This is a genomic window from Paenibacillus sp. ALJ109b (assembly GCF_010747435.1).
GTDB classification, from domain to species: Bacteria; Bacillota; Bacilli; order Paenibacillales; family Paenibacillaceae; genus Paenibacillus; species Paenibacillus taichungensis.
Genome location: NZ_JAAIFP010000019.1, coordinates 131,426 through 150,149 on the forward strand (window position 1 = coordinate 131,426; position 18,724 = coordinate 150,149).

Annotated in this window: 13 protein-coding genes and 1 pseudogene; 9 read left to right on the forward strand and 5 right to left on the reverse strand. The window is 49.1% G+C overall.

The window, feature by feature from the left end; all coding sequences use genetic code 11:
• Positions 1-93: 93 nt before the first annotated feature.
• Positions 94-312 (reverse strand): annotated as a pseudogene (locus tag G3352_RS19595) (thiamine-binding protein); the annotation flags it as partial.
• 117 nt (positions 313-429) lie between these two features.
• On the opposite strand from G3352_RS19595, the gene G3352_RS19600 reads away from it, so the two are divergent.
• Positions 430-951, forward strand: coding sequence for a stalk domain-containing protein (locus G3352_RS19600; protein ID WP_163759009.1), 522 nt, complete (start codon positions 430-432; stop codon positions 949-951).
• A gap of 210 nt (positions 952-1,161) precedes the next feature.
• On the opposite strand, the gene G3352_RS19605 is transcribed toward G3352_RS19600, so the two are convergent.
• Positions 1,162-1,488 carry an MTH1187 family thiamine-binding protein gene (locus tag G3352_RS19605; protein WP_163759012.1) on the reverse strand — a complete coding sequence of 109 codons (327 nt, stop codon included), beginning with the start codon at positions 1,486-1,488 and terminating at the stop codon, positions 1,162-1,164.
• 761 nt (positions 1,489-2,249) lie between these two features.
• Between G3352_RS19605 and G3352_RS19610 the strand changes: the two genes are divergently transcribed.
• The 4 genes from G3352_RS19610 (at position 2,250) to G3352_RS19625 (ending at position 8,041) form a co-directional block, all read left to right on the forward strand.
• Positions 2,250-4,583, forward strand: coding sequence for a ribonucleoside-diphosphate reductase subunit alpha (locus G3352_RS19610; protein ID WP_163759014.1), 2,334 nt, complete (start codon positions 2,250-2,252; stop codon positions 4,581-4,583).
• Positions 4,584-4,791: 208 nt separating this feature from the next.
• A complete protein-coding gene (locus G3352_RS19615) occupies positions 4,792-5,823 on the forward strand; it encodes a ribonucleotide-diphosphate reductase subunit beta (RefSeq protein WP_024632189.1) in 1,032 nt (343 codons plus the stop codon).
• 188 nt (positions 5,824-6,011) lie between these two features.
• Positions 6,012-6,986, forward strand: a complete 975-nt coding sequence (locus G3352_RS19620; RefSeq protein ID WP_163759016.1) for an SMI1/KNR4 family protein — start codon at positions 6,012-6,014, stop codon at positions 6,984-6,986.
• A 17-nt stretch (positions 6,987-7,003) separates the two neighbouring features.
• Entirely contained in the window at positions 7,004-8,041 is a 1,038-nt protein-coding gene (locus G3352_RS19625; RefSeq protein ID WP_163759018.1) for a phosphotransferase family protein, read from the forward strand.
• A 95-nt stretch (positions 8,042-8,136) separates the two neighbouring features.
• Here G3352_RS19625 and G3352_RS19630 read toward each other — a convergent pair whose 3' ends face one another.
• Together G3352_RS19630 and fosB are read right to left on the reverse strand one after the other, a co-directional pair.
• Complete coding sequence (locus tag G3352_RS19630; protein WP_163759020.1) at positions 8,137-9,948, reverse strand: S9 family peptidase; 1,812 nt, start codon at positions 9,946-9,948, stop codon at positions 8,137-8,139.
• Between the two features lie 129 nt (positions 9,949-10,077).
• Positions 10,078-10,497 (reverse strand): metallothiol transferase FosB, encoded by a 420-nt coding sequence (gene fosB, locus G3352_RS19635; RefSeq protein WP_072734912.1) that lies wholly within the window; start codon positions 10,495-10,497, stop codon positions 10,078-10,080.
• A 168-nt stretch (positions 10,498-10,665) separates the two neighbouring features.
• Here fosB and G3352_RS19640 point away from each other — a divergent pair, with 168 nt between their 5' ends.
• The 4 genes from G3352_RS19640 to G3352_RS19655 all read left to right on the forward strand — a co-directional run bounded on the left by G3352_RS19640 (position 10,666) and on the right by G3352_RS19655 (position 16,503).
• On the forward strand, positions 10,666-11,565 hold the full coding sequence (locus G3352_RS19640; protein WP_163759022.1) for a glucose 1-dehydrogenase: 900 nt from the start codon (positions 10,666-10,668) through the stop codon (positions 11,563-11,565).
• Between the two features lie 204 nt (positions 11,566-11,769).
• Entirely contained in the window at positions 11,770-13,380 is a 1,611-nt protein-coding gene (locus G3352_RS19645; RefSeq protein ID WP_163759025.1) for a gamma-glutamyltransferase family protein, read from the forward strand.
• Between the two features lie 435 nt (positions 13,381-13,815).
• Complete coding sequence (locus G3352_RS19650) at positions 13,816-14,823, forward strand: BMP family lipoprotein (RefSeq protein WP_240343149.1); 1,008 nt, start codon at positions 13,816-13,818, stop codon at positions 14,821-14,823.
• A 27-nt stretch (positions 14,824-14,850) separates the two neighbouring features.
• Positions 14,851-16,503, forward strand: a complete 1,653-nt coding sequence (locus tag G3352_RS19655) for a methyl-accepting chemotaxis protein (RefSeq protein ID WP_163759027.1) — start codon at positions 14,851-14,853, stop codon at positions 16,501-16,503.
• A gap of 509 nt (positions 16,504-17,012) precedes the next feature.
• On the opposite strand, the gene G3352_RS19660 is transcribed toward G3352_RS19655, so the two are convergent.
• A complete protein-coding gene (locus G3352_RS19660) occupies positions 17,013-18,680 on the reverse strand; it encodes an NAD(P)H-hydrate dehydratase (protein WP_163759029.1) in 1,668 nt (555 codons plus the stop codon).
• Positions 18,681-18,724: the final 44 nt, after the last annotated feature.

Sequence of the window (18,724 nt, forward strand, 5' to 3'; positions counted from 1 at the left end):
TTATTGAGCCAATGAAATGCGAAAAACTGCAAGTCCCAGATACAGGACTTACAGTAATATATAAAACTATTTTCTATTCTCTGCTAACTGCTGCTAATTGGGCCGTGTCTGACGGGATGCCAGTTTCTCCTGAACAGATTGCAACTTCTGCACACTGGAAGCGTCGGGTTTGTCACGACGATCGTCAATCTTGACAGAAGTGGAGACACGCTGGGCCCCGGACAGAAACGGAGCTTCGTGCAAGGCCGCAATTGCTGTAAATACTTCATTGAGCAGGCCTTCGATAATGGTACTACTTATGGTTAGGCGAAAAAATTTGATTCGTAAGAAGCAAAAAAATAATAGTTTTCACCCGTGTCAATCCTACCTAATTAGGGTATTATTCTCAGGTATAACACATTTACATAGGAGTTGATGATAAAGGTGAAAATGAAAAAGGTTATTGTTGCTTTATCCGTCGGAATGTTGATCGGGTCCTCGTCCATGGCTGTTGCGGCCACTTCCAAAAAGGTACAAGCCACTCTTGCGAACTTTAAAGTTATCGTAAATGGCCAGTCTAAATCAGTAACATCCGATCAATTGCTTTATAAAGGTAATACATATCTCCAACTACGCGAAGCCGCTAAAATCCTCGGTTATGAAGTGAATTATGCAAGTTCAACTCGATCTATTGAGTTTTCCGCAAAAAGCCAATCTCAGGCAGATTGGATTACTCTGATTGATTTGTCTGCATCAAATGGATACCAGGTTAATCTAAAGGGAGATTCATCAGATGTATATAACATTTCAAAAAATTTAAAAACAATCCTCAGCGTCAACGCTAACGGCCTTAAAGAGGATGAGGAGAAAGTTGTAACCGCTCCATCCGGAAATACGGTTCGTATAAAGAAACTGCAAGGATCCTTGGTGTTAAACAGAGCTGATCTTAAAAAAGCCGGTTTGATCTTATAGTATCCTGAATATCATACAGCTTCGTATGGAGTAATCCTGCGAAGCTTTTATGAGTTTATATTTAATAAATAAAATAGTATTTACTTTCTAAAATTGTGACACCAGTATCATCCATCAATACTATAACAAAAAAAGCTGCAATTCCTAGACAAAGGATTGCAGCGAAATACATAAGAAAACACCTTTTTAAATTACTGATAAAGACTTCCGTCAGTTCGGACGCGCCTGACGGGATGCCAGTTTCTCCTGAACAGATTGCAACTTCTGCACACTGGAAGCGTCGGGTTTGTCACGACGATCGTCAATCTTGACAGAAGTGGAGACACGCTGGGCCCCGGACAGAAACGGAGCTTCGTGCAAGGCCGCAATTGCTGTAAATACTTCATTGAGCGGGCCTTCGATAATGGTACTCATGGAGGTCAACTGATATGTAACTCCCCGCTGGTTTTCCAACACTTTCTGCATGTCTGCCACATAACTGCTCAAGCTGGTCGTCCCGGTGCCAATTGGAATTACGGTCACTTCTGCTATTGCCATTTCGCTCGGCCTCCCTTGGGCCCCGCAAGATACCGGTGCCGCTCATTTTTAGTCGATTTTTGCCTGTTTTTATTCTACCAGTTGAAGGAGCCACAATTCAAACTGACGTGATAACGTCATCTGATTTGAACAAAAATTTTTTTTGATAAATCTTCAAATCTTCCAGTCCTTTTCCTTTGCGGAATCCTGGCTTAAATGGTATACTCGGAATTACGTTTTACTGTGTTGACCCTGTTTACAAACACTATATGTTGGGTTACAGTAAGAGAACAGCAACAAAATGTAGTGAAATTGAATTACCCCACTTCTATTAGTCATCTTCTGAAATCTCGCGAAAAACAGGATGAAATCACCTCCAAAGGCACGTCCCTGTAGGTGTAAATCGCTTTCTCGAAACAGACTTGACTCGGAGGTTAACGGGGCTATTTGGACTGCACCGGTATCCTCTAATTACAGGCGTGTCTGCTATAGACAAAAGATTACATAAGCACCCTTTTCTGTCTTTTTTTGAATCTTTAAAGACAGCAAGGAACTCAGGGCATCCATGGGCATTTTCAGCCGCGAGGCAAGGGGAATGCTTTTTATGTGACCATGTTCTGCGTGCTGCTCCTATGTGCAATATGAGGCAAGACTCGCTACTACCGCCGTTCAGTCCATAATATGCAGCTTATATCTTTATCTCACCGTAAGAAGACACTCAATTCTTTATATAAAGAATTTCTCCAATTTATCTCTTAAACATGCGAAAGCGAGGAATATTCATGCCACAAGTTGTGACCAAGCCGAACAACCGCCAGCTTGCCTTTGATGATATGCGCATCTCGGTATATGCAGATCGTATTCTGGAAGGACTGGACATGCTCGACAAGGAACGTCTGGTACGCGGGGTAAACAGCAAGCTCCGTCGTGACGAAGTTACCGGAGACGAGATCAGCAACGCTTTTATGATGAGCGCTCTGGAATTGGTAACGAAGGAAGAGCCTAACTGGAAATTCGCAGCGGCACGCTCCCTGCTTACTTCCCTTTACAAGAAAGCGGCAACCAACCGCAGATACAAATCTTACCCGGAAGAGCCTTACGGTGCTTTCCACCCCCTTCTAGTGGATCTTGTGAAGAAAGGTATCTACCGCGAAGAACTGCTGGAATGTTACACCAAGGAGCAGATCGACGAACTTGCTGAATGCATCGATTACCGAAACGATCTGTTGTTCGACTACATCGGTTTGCTCACACTAGCAGAACGTTACCTCGCTCACGACTTTGACGGAAAAGTCATGGAATTGCCTCAAGAGCGTTACATGGTTATCGCGATGTACCTGATGCATCAGGAGCCTGCTGAGAGACGTATGGATCTCGTTAAGGAAGCTTACTGGGCAATGAGCAACATGTACATGACAGCAGCTACACCTACAATGTCCAATGCGGGTAAAAAAGTGGCTGGACAACTCTCCAGCTGTTTCATTGATACCGTGGATGATTCCCTTGAGGGTATCTTTGACTCCAACACAGATGTAGCACGTCTCAGCAAAATGGGCGGCGGCATCGGCGTTTACCTCGGTAAAGTCAGAGCTCGCGGTTCGGACATCCGGGGTCACAAAAACACAAGTTCTGGCGTAATCCCTTGGATTCGCCAACTGAATAACACTGCGGTCAGCGTAGACCAGCTCGGAACACGTAAAGGTGCGATTGCCGTTTATCTGGACGTTTTCCACAAAGACATCCTGGCCTTCCTCGACCTGAAGCTGAACAATGGTGATGAGCGGATGCGTGCGCATGACGTATTCCACGGCATCTGCCTGCCTGACCTGTTCATGGAGCGAGTAGCGAGCCGCGGCGAATGGAGCCTGTTCTGCCCGCATGAAACGAAAAAAGTGATGGGCTGGAAAGATGAGAACGGTCGTCCACTTGGACTGGAAGATTTCTACGATGAGTCCGTAGGCGAAGGTGCGTTCCGTGAGAAATATGAGGAAGCAGTGAACCACCCGCTGTTGTCCCGGATTACGGTTCAGGCGATTGACATCATGAAACGTGTCATGAAATCCCAACTGGAAACCGGTACGCCTTACATGTTCTACCGGGATACCGTTAACCGTTCGAACCCGAACAGTGCACACGGCATGGTGTACTCTTCCAACCTTTGTACCGAAATCATGCAGAACCAATCTGCAACTGTAGTTGAAAAGGAAGAACTCGTAACCAAAGATGGACAAACCCGCATCGTGATTTCCAAAGTGCCGGGCGATTTCGTAGTCTGCAACCTGAACTCCATTCACTTGGCACGTGCTGTGCCTCATGATGTATTGGAGCGTCTCGTACCAATTCAGGTTCGTATGCTGGACAACGTTATCGACATCAACAACATTGAAGTGCTGCAAGCCCAATACACCAACAGTCAATACCGTGCGGTTGGTCTGGGAACATTCGGACTTCATCACCTGCTTGCTCTTGAAGGTATTCGTTGGGAATCGGAAGAAGCAGTCACATATAACGATAATCTGTATGAAAAAATTAACTATCTGCTCGTGAAAGCCAGCATGGAACTGTCCAAGGAAAAAGGACATTATCCGAAATTCCAAGGTTCCGATTGGCAGACAGGCAAGTACTTCGACCAACGGGATTACACTACAGGTGAACGCGTAGGCGAATTCGTTACAACTGAACAATGGAAAGAGCTGCAAGCCCAAGTACAGCAAAACGGTGTACGTAACGCTTGGTTGTTCGCTATTGCACCAAATGGTTCAACGTCCATCATTGCAGGTTCAACAGCCAGCATTGATCCGCTTTACGAACTGTTGTCCTATGAAGAGAAAACGACATACAAGATTGCCAACCCGGCACCTGACCTGTCTGAAAAAACGATCTGGTATTACAAAACAGCGTTCATGGTGGACCAACATGCTTCCATCAATATGGCCGCTGCCCGTCAACGCCACGTCGATCAGGGACAAAGCTTCAACTTGTATGTTCGTCCAGATATCAAAGCAACGGAGTTCCTGGAACTGCATCTGCACGCCTGGAGAGCCGGCATTAAATCAACTTATTATGTCCGCAGTCGGGCATTGACTATTGAAGAATGCGATTCTTGCGCAAGCTAAGTTTTATCGTGATGCTGAAAGCTCACTAGATTTACGATGACTACCAGGGCATCCTGTTTTGAATGCAAAATGGCGTTGCCCTGGTACTTTTTTGCCCAAAACACGATCACAACATCATGAGATGTTGATATAGATGCCACATTACAGCCCCTAATATATAAGATGAAATAATATTACAGTGTAAATTCATTCAAGGAGTGAACGGATTATGCAATTGCAGAAAATTTTCAATACCGAAGCGCCTAACCAGTCTACCCGTATCATTGAAGGTGAATGCTCCGGCATTCTGAACTGGAACGATATTCGTATGCCTCATATGTACAAACTGTACAAAGTACTGCTGCTCAACCACTGGATCGCGGATGAAATTCCAATGTCCAAGGATGCTTCCCAATTTGCCCAATTGGATCCGGAAGAACAGCGTACATTCAAAGTCAACATTTCCCTGCTCGCTGTATTGGACTCCATGCAAACGATGTTTGTAGGTGACGTGAAACGTTATTTCACGGATTCTTCACTGGAAGCGATCTCGGCAATCATCGGACAACAGGAAGTTGTACACAACCAATCATACTCTTACGTCCTGTCCTCCATCGTATCCGATCGGGAGCAAAAGGAAATCTTTGAATACTGGAAACATGATCCGGTGCTGCTTGACCGTAACCGGTTCATCGCAGACATCTACCAAACCTTCCGGGATAATCCGTCTCCACAGACGTTCTTCCAGGCCATGGTAGCCGATCTGGTACTTGAAGGAATCTTCTTCTATAGTACATTTGCCTTCTTCTACAATCTGGCCCGTGACCAGAAAATGATGGCAACCAGCCAAATGATCTCTTATATTCAGCGCGACGAGAACCAACACTGCTATTTCTTCGCTGAAGTGTACAAACAGTTGCTGGTAGACTTCCCTGAACTGAACACACCAGAGAACATGGACTATGTGTACAAAACGATCAACCGTGCCGTTGAACTCGAAACCAACTGGGCACACTACACTCTCAGCAACGTACGCGGGATTGACCTGAACGAGTTGGAAGACTACATCAAGTACATCGCCAACAAACGTTTGCGTCTGATGGGTATGGAAAAAGCATACGAAGGCGTGGATGTAAACTGCATGCCTTGGATCAAGCCTTTCTCCGACGAAGCGCTGAATGCAACCAAAACAGACTTCTTCGAAGCCAAATCCCGTAACTACGGCAAAGTCGGCGACGATAACGGATTTGACGATCTGTAAGTTGATATTGATCCAGTGACCGCAACCTAAAACAAAACACTCTTCTTGTTGAAATGTCTTGATGACTTTCTGCTTGTGGGAGTGTTTTTTCTATACATCTGAATAGGATACTGTACCCATCCATCCTGAGAGTTTGTAAGATATAATGGAAAAAGGTTCACATTCCCCTATTGAAATGAGGCATAGTGATGGAAAGAGAACTGCTGGAACAACTAAACAAGTGGCATGAACAGGACCAGTTCCGTCCCATTATTGAACGTATTCAACAAATCCCTGAATCGGAGCGGGATTATGAGTTAATTGGACAACTTTCCAGAGCGTATAACAATGAAGGACGTTACTGTGAGGCTGTCCAACAGTTACTATCCGTCCATCAACAGGGAGCAAGTGACCCTCTCTGGCAGTACCGGTTGGGTTACGCTTATTATCATATGGCAATGTATGAGCAGGCACTCAAAGCTTTTGAAATGGCAAACGAGCTCTTGCCCCATGACGAATCGAATATCGAATTTCTCGAATGGACACGGCCCAAAGCTGAAAAAATGCAACAGGACCGACAGCGCCATCAAGAGAAATTGTTGGAATTGGAGCACAGTGGCAGGCTGAACAACCTTAGAGCTGCTTCCGGGTCCTACGATCCGGCTTCATTCTGGGAACAGAGTGAATATGCATTAGAAAGTTATGTATCTCCACCTTTTGACGAAGAGTTGATCCAAACCATTGAACAGGAGCTAGGCTACAAATTACCTGCCTCCTATATTCAGTTAATGAACACTCAGAATGGCGGAATCCCTTCACACACCGTTTTCCCAACCAAAGAAGCCACTTCATGGGCCGAAGACCATATCGCCATTACGGGGATTATGGGCATTGCACGGGACAAGTCCAATACACTCGGCGGAGAATTTGGAAGTCGTTTCATGATTGAAGATTGGGGATACCCTGATCTCGGTGTTGTGATCTGTGATTGTCCATCTGCCGGACACGATGTGGTGATGCTGGATTATCGATTCTGCGGCCCTGAAGGCGAACCTGCTGTGGTTCATGTGGATCAGGAAGACGATTATGAGATTACATATCTGGCGCCTAATTTTGAAACTTTTATTCGCGGATTGGTTGATGCCGATACGTTTGATCTGTCTGACGAAGAGGATGAAGACTGAGATCGCAGGAGGGGCTTATGACAACCCGTATTTATTTTGGCTCCAATAAACTTGGTGAGATTGAGCAAGCATCCTTGCAAAAGGCGCTTCATGATTTCAATCTGGGAACTCTTATGGATTATAAGCGAACCGATGAGGGTGTGATGGGTCAGACACTTCTTATTCGCTCTTCAGAGGGAGAATATATTCTGAAAGGCAACCCATTATATGCGGGACAACTTCAGGAAGAGCAGTTTTTCGTAGAACAGCTGAGAACTCACACCAACATTCCTGTACCTGATCCATATTTATTGCATGAAGATACCGACATATTGGGGTGGAGCTATGCCATCATGCCCCGATTACCTGGAATGCACCTGCATGATCCGTCATTACAGGCTTCACTTTCACAGGAGGATCAGGAGAAGATCGCTACGATGCTTGCCCATTCCTTAGCAGAACTGCACCGTTGGAAGGTCCCGGACGCGGGAGAGTATGATCCTGTAGCAAAACAGATCGTTCCCTTTGCGGGCAAATATCTAGACTGGCTGTACGGGACAATTCATCACTGGCTGCAGGATGCAGCAAAGTACTCCGTGATAACAGACGAAGATATACAGTGGGTGGACGAGCAGTTAAAGAACGCTGAATCTGCATTTCAATCCATGCCTGTTCCTGGATTTGTGATGGGTGATTTTAAGGTTGAGAACTTTGTGATTCAGAGGAATGATGATAGCCTTGCTTCGGACTGGGAGATTAGTGGTCTGTTTGATTTTACAACGGCCTATTTTGGTGACGGTACAGCTGACCTAACAAAAATGACAGCCATGTATGTACGCGAAGGCCAACCCGAGCTAGCAAGACGATTCCTTCACGGTTACCGGGAGGTTGTATGCGCAGCGGATACGGAGCGATACCAGCACTTTGCCACACGTCTTAGGGTGCATCTGCTCTATCAGCGTATTTTGTTATGGGGTGAATGCAAAGCAACAGGGCGAGTGACCTGGGCAGCGGATATGCCTTTTGCACATTGGGCGGAGCAGTACATGGATTCGGTTATTGCTTTGCTGGATTAGCACACCAAAAAACCGCCAGAAGGATGAGATGCACTCACTCCTGGCGGTTTTCTCAAACCATCACTATCTTTAAATTGGTAATACGATCCTATGAATTACGATTGTGCAACCGGCACTTCCTGATGTTTCTGCAAAAACTCCAGCATCCGCCGATAAACGAGAATCTCATTCGTTTTTCTGGAGAAGCCATGGCCTTCATCATCCAGAACGATGTATTCCACGTCTACTCCTTTACCCTGCAACGCGGCCACGATCTGATCTGATTCCGCCTTCACGACCCTTGGATCGTTGGCACCTTGAATGACCAGCATCGGGTTCACCATCTGGTCGAGATACGTAATCGGTGAATCCTTCGTTAAACGTTCGCGGTCACGGACCGGATCACCCAGCCAGTTGTCCATCATCGGTTTCCAGTCTTCCGGAACAGATTCCAGGAAGGTAAACAGGTTGCTTGGTCCAAAAATATCAACCGCAGCGCGGAATAATTCCGGGTGACGTCCTGCCAGCAGCAAGGTCATATACCCGCCGTAACTGCCCCCCACCACGAACAGGCGCTCCGGTGATGAGATACCCTCGTCAAACAGCCAGTTTATACCGGCAACACAGTCCAGCCTTGGGCCCTCGCCCCAATCTCTCTCAACCATTTTCACAAATTCGGCGCCATATCCAGTGCTTCCCCGGAAGTTTGGAGCAAAAATATGATACCCCTGAGCCAGCATCAACTGGAACATTGGACGGAAGAATTTCGCTTCCGATGCCTGTGGCCCGCCATGCGGCCAAAATACCGTGTAACCATTAGCTTGTTCTGGCTTCGCTTTGAAAAAAAGCGCTTCGATCTCCAGTCCATCATAGGAGTTATATCGAATGACTTCCGGGTAGACGAGATCACTCGGATTAAGCCCCGTGACCCGATTGGCAGTCAACGGTTCCCAGGACTCACTACCTTCCATCAACCGATAGATATTATGCGGCTGGATGGCTCCACGCCCCAAAATATACACATTGCCAGTCTTGGTAACCGTCACATGTTCTACGGTATCCAGTGGCATGTCCACACGCCGAGGCTGATCTGAACCTTTGTCCAGCGTGTACATCCGATTCTCGGGACCTGTAAACGTCCAGAAGTATAACGTCTCTGAATCCTTGTGCCAGCGGATGATCTCCACGTCTTCTCCCTCCACTTTGCACAGAGGACGAAATTCATGAGTGTCCAGCCGGTATTCAGCTACATAGGAGTACGGTTCGTTATCATTTGTAATCATCAAAAGCCGATTATTGTCTGTAAATAGGACATACGAAACCTGGCTCTGCCGCTCGGTGACCGGAATAATGGATTCTGACTCACCGTTCCGGTACACGTATGCTGTCTGGTATGTATTGGAGTATACATTCAAGATCACATAGGCTTGTTCATCCGAACTCACAGCAATCAGATTGCTAGTGACCTCTTCCCCTTGATGCAAGAGCTCATCCTCTCCCGTTTCCAGGTTAATCCGGCGTGAATTGAGATAGTTCGGGTTATCCTTACTTGTCATATAATAAAGACGCTGTCCATCCTCGGACAGATGGGAGAAATAACAACGATCATTGGGCTCTGCCGGAACAACAGGAAATGGGACCCCACCTTCCGGTTGAAGTGCATACAGATGGTAATTCTCATCCCCGTCCCGATCAAACGCCGTGAGAATATGACGTCCTTCTGGGTCTGGTTTGATAAACTGGCTGCTCTGATTCAAATACGTCAAAGGATACGGGTAGCCACCCGGCAGATCCATCGCCCAGATATTGGGCTGGCCGTTCAGATTGCTGTCAAAAAACAAACGTTTCTCGTCAGCCGATACGGCAAAATGGGAAATCCGATACGTCTGGAAATACTGTTCTACATCCGGTTTGGGAAACTGAATCATAACAAACCTCCTTGAGTATGAACTAAGTATCAAACGGCGGTAAATTAAAGGTATATTTATCCATATTATATGTACATCCATTGTTTGCACAATAGATATGTCATATTTTTTCCATTTTAACTCAATTGATTACGTATAAAAGGTCATATGAGGTTTGTCTTCCCGGTAATAGTCCAGCCTTTGCTTCATATTTCCGGTATGCAGTTCGAACAAATGACCATCGGGATCGGTAAAATAAATGGATAATGCATCCTTCGGATCACGTGGTCTTCCGGGAAGAATGTCAGCCCCGGCTGCTCGCAGCTGCTGCACAGACTCGTCGAATTCCTCTTCTTTTACGGTAAATGCAATATGTGTATACGTTCGTTCCGTATAGTTGCGAATGACGTCTTCCTGATTCAATGCGATCCATAGTCCGGCAAGTTCGAAATATGCCAGCTTCCGGCCTTTCACCTGAATACGGGCACCCAGAGCCTGCTCATAAAAGGTAATGGACCGTTCCAGATTGGATACGGAAAAGCACAGATGATTAATCCCCTGAATATTCATTGGACTCCTGACACCTCCACATTTTAATGAACTGTTGTAATAGCTACATCCTTATTATGGTATATTTTGCACCAAAAACAAATGCCCTTCTTCCTCCTGGCGCACCTTATTCTGGGCGAATGCATAGTTTAGGCATATGAATGAATGTGCGAGGAGGATGTAAATCGAATGAATCCTGTCTATCCTTTTTACGGTGAGAAAACGGTGTGCAAACCGCAAAAGCTGGCTTTCCCACCCCAGCATCAAGACCAGCAGCCAGGTCTGGAAACCCTGATGGTGCCTGAACCGATCAGCGAAGATCCTGCTTATATTGGCAGCTGCAAGCTGAAAGGCAAGGTTGCGATTATTACCGGTGGTGACAGTGGAATCGGCAGAGCAGCAGCTATTGCTTTTGCCAAAGAAGGTGCAGATATCACCATCGCTTATTTATATGAACGGACCGACGCCGAAAGGACACGTGAACGCATCGAAGAGCTGGGACAACGGTGTTTGCTAATCGAGATTGATCTGCGGTTGAAGAAAAACTGCGAGGCTGTCATCCGTACGTCCATGGAAACCTTTGGAAAGATCGATGTCCTTGTTAACAATCATGGCGTGCAATATGTACAGCCGAGCATTGTCGATATTACGGAAGAACAGCTGTACCATACGTTCCAGACGAATGTGTTTGCCTATTTCTTTCTTATTCAGGCGGCTCTCCCTCATATGTGTAAGGGTGCTTCCATTATTAATACAGCTTCCATTACGGCCTATAAAGGTAACGTGCAGCTGATTGATTACTCCTCCACCAAAGGGGCTGTGGTCTCTCTGACACGGGTACTCGCCAAATCGCTCGCATCCGAAGGAATCCGGGTGAATTGCGTGGCTCCGGGACCCATATGGACACCACTCATTCCATCCAGCTTCTCCGCTGAAGACGTGCAGGTATTTGGAACCGAGACGCCGATGGGCCGGGCAGGCCAACCTTATGAACTTGCGGCTGCCTACGTTTATCTCGCTTCCCGCGACTCCTCCTATGTCACTGGTGAGTGCATTCATGTCAATGGCGGCGACATGGTAACGACCTAGTCATCTGGAGAACATCTCAAATCTTTGAAAAAAATATAATGGCACTGATATGAATACAACTGTATCATCTCCATTCACGGGCCATGTCAGGTTGGATTTCGCATTGGCAGCAGGAGATCACGTCATCTGTTCCGAAAAGGGTTAGGAATAATTGATCCGGCGAGCCGGAACCTGACATCTTGCGATAAGGAGCTGAACAACCTGATGAACTACGATCCACTCTACCAACCGTTTCCGTCTTACCGTGTGCCCGTTTATGCCAAACAAGGCATGGTCGCCACTTCACAGCCTTTGGCTGCACAAGCCGGTCTGGATGTGTTAAAAAAGGGCGGCAACGCCATCGATGCCGCTATCGCCACCGCTGCTGCGCTCACCGTGCTGGAGCCAACGTCCAATGGCATTGGGGGCGATGCCTTTGCCCTCGTCTGGACCGAGGGCAAGCTGCATGGCCTGAATGCCAGTGGGCCTGCGCCTCAGAGTATATCGATTGAGGCGCTCAAAGCGGCAGGCCATTCGGAGATGCCGAAGCTGGGGGTCATCCCGGTGACGGTACCTGGTGCACCGGCGGGATGGGCTGAGCTGAGCCGCCGATTCGGACGGCTCACGCTGGCGGAAGCGCTGGCACCGGCTGTCCGCTACGCGGAAGAAGGTTACCCGCTTGCGCCGGGGCTGGCCCGCCATTGGGCACGGGCAGCCGATATCTACGCACGCCAGGGCGATGCGGAAGCAGGGCGTGCATGGTTTGAGACATTTGCCCCAGGCGGGCGTGTTCCGGCCGTGGGCGAGATGTGGCGTTCGCCGGATCATGCGTCTACACTGCGCCGGATTGGCGAGAGTGGAGCGCGAGACTTCTATGAAGGCGAACTCGCGGAGCGTATTCATTCTTTTATGGCAGAACACGGAGGTTATCTGACCAAAGAAGATCTGGCTACATTCCAGCCTGAATGGGTTGATCCGATCTCGGTCTCCTATCGCGGATTTGACGTGTGGGAGATCCCACCGAACGGTCAGGGTCTGATTGCTCTGGCAGCGCTCAATCTGCTGAAGGGTTTTGATTTTGAAGAAAAGGAATCTGTCCTGGCATACCACAGGCAGCTGGAAGCCATGAAGCTGGCATTTGCCGATGGGGAGAAATACATTACCGAGGAACGCAAGATGGGCGTAACGGTGCAGGAATTATTATCCGAAGCGTATGCAGACGAACGGCGCAAGCTCATTGGTGATATGGCACTTCCGCCTGAAGCAGGCGACCCAAGGGCTAGCGGGACGGTGTATCTTGCAACGGCAGATGGTGAGGGCAATATGGTTTCCTTCATTCAGAGCAATTATATGGGCTTCGGCTCCGGGCTGGTTGTGCCAGGCACAGGCATTGCCCTGCAAAACCGGGGGCATAATTTCTCGCTTGATCCCAATCACGCCAACGCACTGGAGCCGGGCAAACGAACATTTCATACGATCATTCCGGGTTTCCTCACACGCGGCGATGAAGCGGTCGGACCATTCGGGGTCATGGGCGGTTTCATGCAGCCCCAGGGTCATGTGCAAGTCGTCATGAATACGGTGGACTTCCACCTCAATCCACAGGCTGCGCTCGATTCTCCGCGCTGGCAGTGGACCAAAGGCAAAACGATTCTGGTTGAGCCTGGATTCCCTCAACATATTGCACAGGCACTTGCTCGCAAAGGTCATGATATACAGAACGCCCTCGATCCATCGATGTTTGGACGAGGCCAGATCATCTGGCGCAACCCGGACAACGGCGTATTGTGCGGCGGCACGGAAAGCCGAGCTGATGGCTCAGTAGCAGCGTGGTAATACGCGCTGCAAGTGCAGCTGAATGAGAGCGGGAACCCAACGCTCAGGAGTATTGCATATGCTAAGGGAACAGGGAAAACCGTTCATATATATGAATTTTTTGATTCATGATATGTAATCATTCATCATTCGTTTGGTTTCAGGAAAAAGGCAAAGAAGAGATCTAATCGGTCTCTTCTTTGCCTTTTTTTATCTTTCTTTTTCCCGTTGACCATCAAGACGTATTCCAGGTTCTGTATAGAATTCATGCCTCTTCAAATGTAAACCCTATGTATAATTTATGAGTTTCATTGAAATTTCATTTAGTTTTCATTGATTTTTCGTAAATTTTCATCCTTACCCATTATGGAGACTCAGCTGCCGTCCGATATACATATAGAGGAATTGCTCACCTCACACGTCATCTCCATCTTATAGAAAAGAGGGCATACGCACATGAAAACACAATGGAAAATCAAATTCGGGATCACCATGATGATGGTTCTAGTTGTTCTGATGCTGGGAGCATGTTCAGCAACCGATAAGGTGTCCCCCGCAGATCAGCGAACCAAAGTCGGAATCGTTCTTACGGATGTCGGCTTGGGTGATCATTCTTTCAGTGACGCATCTTTTGAGGGGTTGGTACAGGCAAGAAACGAGAACAGTATTGTTTTTGATTACAAGGAACCGGGAAAGGATTTGACATCCGAGGCAGCTTTTGAGCAATTTGCGAAGGATAAAGTTGATCTGATTATTGGTCTAAGCGACACGATAAAAACCGATCTGGAGAAGGTTGCTCAGAAGTATCCCGATCAGCACTTTCTCATCATTGACGGACATTCCGATCTCCCCAATGTGACCTCCATGTCCTTCAAAGCAGAAGAAGGCAGCTATCTTGCAGGTATCATTGCTGGCTTTGCAACAACCGATGACCATGTAGGCTTCTTGGGTGGAATGGATATTCCGGTGCTTCACGATTTCCAGCAAGGTTTTGAGCAAGGTGTAAAGGCAGCCAATCCGGATGCCACAGTCCATGTCGTGTACGCCGGGGATTTCGGCAATCCTGATCTTGGAGGAAAGCTCGCGGCGCAGATGATTCAGGAACAGCGTGTTGATGTCATTTACGTTGCTGCCGGACTGACAGGCATAGGCTCAATTTCGGAGATTCAGCGATTGGGTAAATACGCTATTGGCGTGGACCAGGATCAGTTCTTTTTAGCAGAAAAAGCAATACTCACTTCCATGCTCAAAAATGTAGATGTCTCTCTTCATAACGCCATTAATACGTTCATTCAGAACCAACATTCATTTCCCGAAAAAGAAATGTTCTATGGTCTGGCAGAAAACGGCGTAGGTTTAACCGCCCTACATAACATCACACTCACGGACGAACAAGAGCAAACATTCGAAGATTTGAAAGCCCAGATCGCTTCCGGCAAAACCAAAATTACCCTAGATCAATAAACCAATTGCTAATATGGAGGCACGCTTATGAAATTGCAGGGAAAGCTGATATTGAATGCTATAGTATCGTTGCTGTTATGCCTTTTGCTTGTAGCCTATATCATTATTCAATTGCTAAACATGAATGCCAAAAATCAAAATCTGGTGCCTGCCATGCTGAAGGTCACGGAACTGAACGCTAACCAGATACAGACCGAGCAGGCGCTCGATGTGTACTCGTTCTCCATGACAGCTGGCAATCAGGATAATGTAGCACGCTTGCTGAATGAAGGTAAAACCATGGTAAAGCAGCTCACAGAAGGCTTGCTGGAAACGGATGAACAGCTTCGCCTGATTCAATCGATCCAAACCAAATTAACGGCTCTGGACACGGGCGCCACCGAAGCCATCACAGCCATGAACAGTTCGGACGCCAAACGTTTCAGCTCACGGGTCAAAGGCATACAAAATGATATTTATATGCTGGATGAGGTGACCCGGGATCGATATGACCAATACACAGTAAATCTTGAACAAGACATTCAGCGGACCTGGCAGATTGCTCTCGCCGGAGCCATCATCCTGCTTGTCGCTGTCCTGTTGTTCAATATGTACACTTCACGCAAATTGGCGAGACGCATCCGCACCTTAAAGGAAGCAGCAGGACAAATTGCGAACGGCGATCTTACGCAGCAGCTTCCGGAGACACGAGGCAAGGATGAACTGGATGACTTAAACCGCTCCTTCCGTCTTATGACTGGGAACATACGCAGTATCATTCAATCCATCGGTGCCGCAGGAAACCGTGTTGATGGGATGGCGCAGGACATTGACCGCGGTAATGATACCGTGCAGGCCATTGTGCAGCAAGTATCCAGAACAACCGAAGAACTGTCGATTGGCAGTCAGAAAATTGCTGAGGATCTAAGTGACACGGTCATGGTCGTGGACAAGATGCAGCATATGTTTGAAAGCAATCTTCAGGCGACTTCACAATCGGCCATCTATGGTAACGAAGTTTTGACTTCCGTGCAGGAGGGACACATTGCCGTACAGGAACAGCTTCGACTGGCTGAAGTAAACCGGATTGCCATGTCTGAGGTAGAAAAGACTGTCCAGGAATTGGAGGAGAGTGCCTCCCGGATCGCAACCATGACTGCTTATGTATCAAGCATCGCTACGCAGACAACCCTTCTTTCTCTGAACGCCTCCATCGAAGCGGCCCGTGCAGGTGAAGCCGGACGCGGCTTTGCTGTCGTCGCGGGGGAAGTGAAGAAACTGGCGGAGCAATCAGAGCAATCGGTACAGCATATCTTTGGGGCTGTCGGCGAAATCACAGCAGCTATGGGCAAAGTGAAAAACTCTGTGACACAGAGCATTCAGCTCTTTGCAGAACAGGAGCAGGCCACCGGAAAAACCGGCGAATCCTTCTCCGGCATTCGTCACAGTGTAGAGCGAATTAGCACAAGCATTAACCAACTTACGGAAGACATGCAGCAGTCCAGTGAACTTAGCGCACAGGTTCAGCAGGCGATTGAAAGTATAAGTGCCATTACGGAACAATCTGCTGCAAGCAGTGAGGAAATTACAGCTTCAACGGCCGAGCAACAACGTTCGTTCGCCGAAGCAAGCACTAAGGTGAAAACCCTGCGGGATATCAGTGCAGAGATGCATCAGGAACTTTTACGGTTCCGGTTGTAGTTGAATCATGATAAAAGAATGAAGAGAAGCGGCTGTACCGAAGGTTGGAAGGGACTTTCCTTGTCGGGTCGAAGTGCTAATCCATTCTAACGAATCGACCACACCTTAATTAGAGGATTGGGGTCGAATGCACTGATTAACGAACTTCAGTCACGTTATTCTCGTTATAATGGTATAAACTTAGGCCAGAACCTGCCGATCAGTGAAATCACGTCGCTGGGATTCGTTAAAGCGCAGATTAATGGAAAATGCAGCTCATAGCGTGTGTTTGATTCGTTAAAATGGCAATACACTAAAAAGGGATGTCCTCGTCATGTTTATGACTATGGGACATCCCTTGCTTTATGTTATGAGTGGTTTATATCTTTGTGCTGTGTGCAAAGGCATGCAGCACATGAAGGACATGTACTCTCTAACTGCACCTATCACACGTGCTCAAAGCGGTGTACATGCAGCTTATGGAGTAACGAATGTACGTTTCAAGAGTCGGCACCAATCATACCCCTAATTTATAGTGCATCCATGATATCCCCGGCGAGCAGGGATGCAGGATCACCGCGCAGCATCGCGGCTCTCTCCCCTGCCTGGCCGTGTAGAAACACGCCAAAGGCTGCAGCCTGCTCCGCGCTGAGCCCTTGGGCGAGCAGACCGGCGATGATGCCGGTCAATACGTCTCCTGCACCGCCGGTTGCCATGCCGGCGTGCCCCGTGGTGTTGATATATGCCTCGCCGGATGGCGTTGCGATGACCGTTCGTGCTCCCTTGAGCACCAGGGTCACGCCCTGCTCGCGGGCGTACCGTGTAGCGTGTCCAATTCGGTCACGCTGCACTTCTGGGGTCGACATGCCCAGCAGTCGGCCCATCTCCCCCGGGTGCGGCGTCAGGATAGTCGCCGCACTTCGTTTGCCCCAGTCGCAAGGCCCGGTTGGGCCAGCGTCTGCCAGCATGTTGAGGGCGTCCGCGTCGATGACGAGCGGGCGATCCGAATGTTGCCACAGACGGCGCAGCCAGTCTGTGTCGCCTTTGAAGCGGCCGAGGCCAGGCCCGGTCGCGAGCACGTCGCGGCTTTCCGCGAGACGCAGCACGGCGTCTGCGGAAGCCGCGTTCCATTCGCCGCTGTCGCCATCTGCGGCGGCAGCGAGCATGAGCTCGGGCACGGTGCCGATGACATGCGGCAGAAGTGCCGCGGGCAGCGCCCATGTGGCGAGCCCGCAGCCAGCGCGCAGCGCGGCCTTGGCCGAGAGCAGGCCTGCGCCGCTCATCGGCAGACTGCCTGCGGCCAGCAGCACGTGGCCGTAAGTGCCCTTGTGGCCGTCCGGTGCCCGGAGACGGCCCGTGTCCACGCGCAGCGCACTGCGCAGCACCTCTTCCGTCAGCATACGGACCGAGGGGCCATGCTCCGGCGCAAGCCGCGCGGGAATGCCGATGGAGCGCACTACGATGCGCCCCGCGGCAGATGCGCCCGGGTACTGCACCAGCCCGCGCTTAAGCAGCGCGAGACATACGGTCACCCGGGCCTGAATGCAGGGCTCATATACCTCCCCGGTGTCGGCATTCAGCCCACTTGGCACATCGGCGGACACGACCGGCTTGCCGCTGTCGTTCGCCGCCTCAATCAGCGCCGCGTATGATCCGCGCGGCGCCCCCCTCGAGCCGGTGCCCAGCAGCGCATCCACGATGCCTGTGCACCGGCCGAAGTCCACGGCTTCGCGCCCGTGGACCAGAGCTGGGATGCCGAGCTGCGCAGCGGCATCCCGCTGCACTGCGGCTTCGCCCCGCAACGCAGCAGGCGCATCGGCGTAAACCAAAGTCACGCCGAGCCCCGCTTCCACCAAATGGCGCGCCGCAACCAGCCCGTCGCCGCCATTATTACCCTTGCCGATCAGCATGTACCACTGCTGATCGCCGGGCTGCTCCATCACGAGCGCCGGATCGGCGATGATGTCGCCACCATGAGCAGGCCGATCCCCGGGCCCAGTGTGCGCCCGCTTCCCATTTTTGTCCCAGCAGCCATGCTGCTCCGAACGGCGGTCAGCATCGTCTCCCCGGCACAGCCGGATAACTTCCTCGGCGATGGCTCTGCCTGCGTTCTCCATCAAACTGGCAGCAGGAATGCCAAGCTTGTGAATCGTATACTCATCCACAGCTCTCATCTGTTCAGCGGTTACGATAAACAACGTTCATCCCTCCCCGGTTGCCTCTTCGGAAATTTACTGAAATA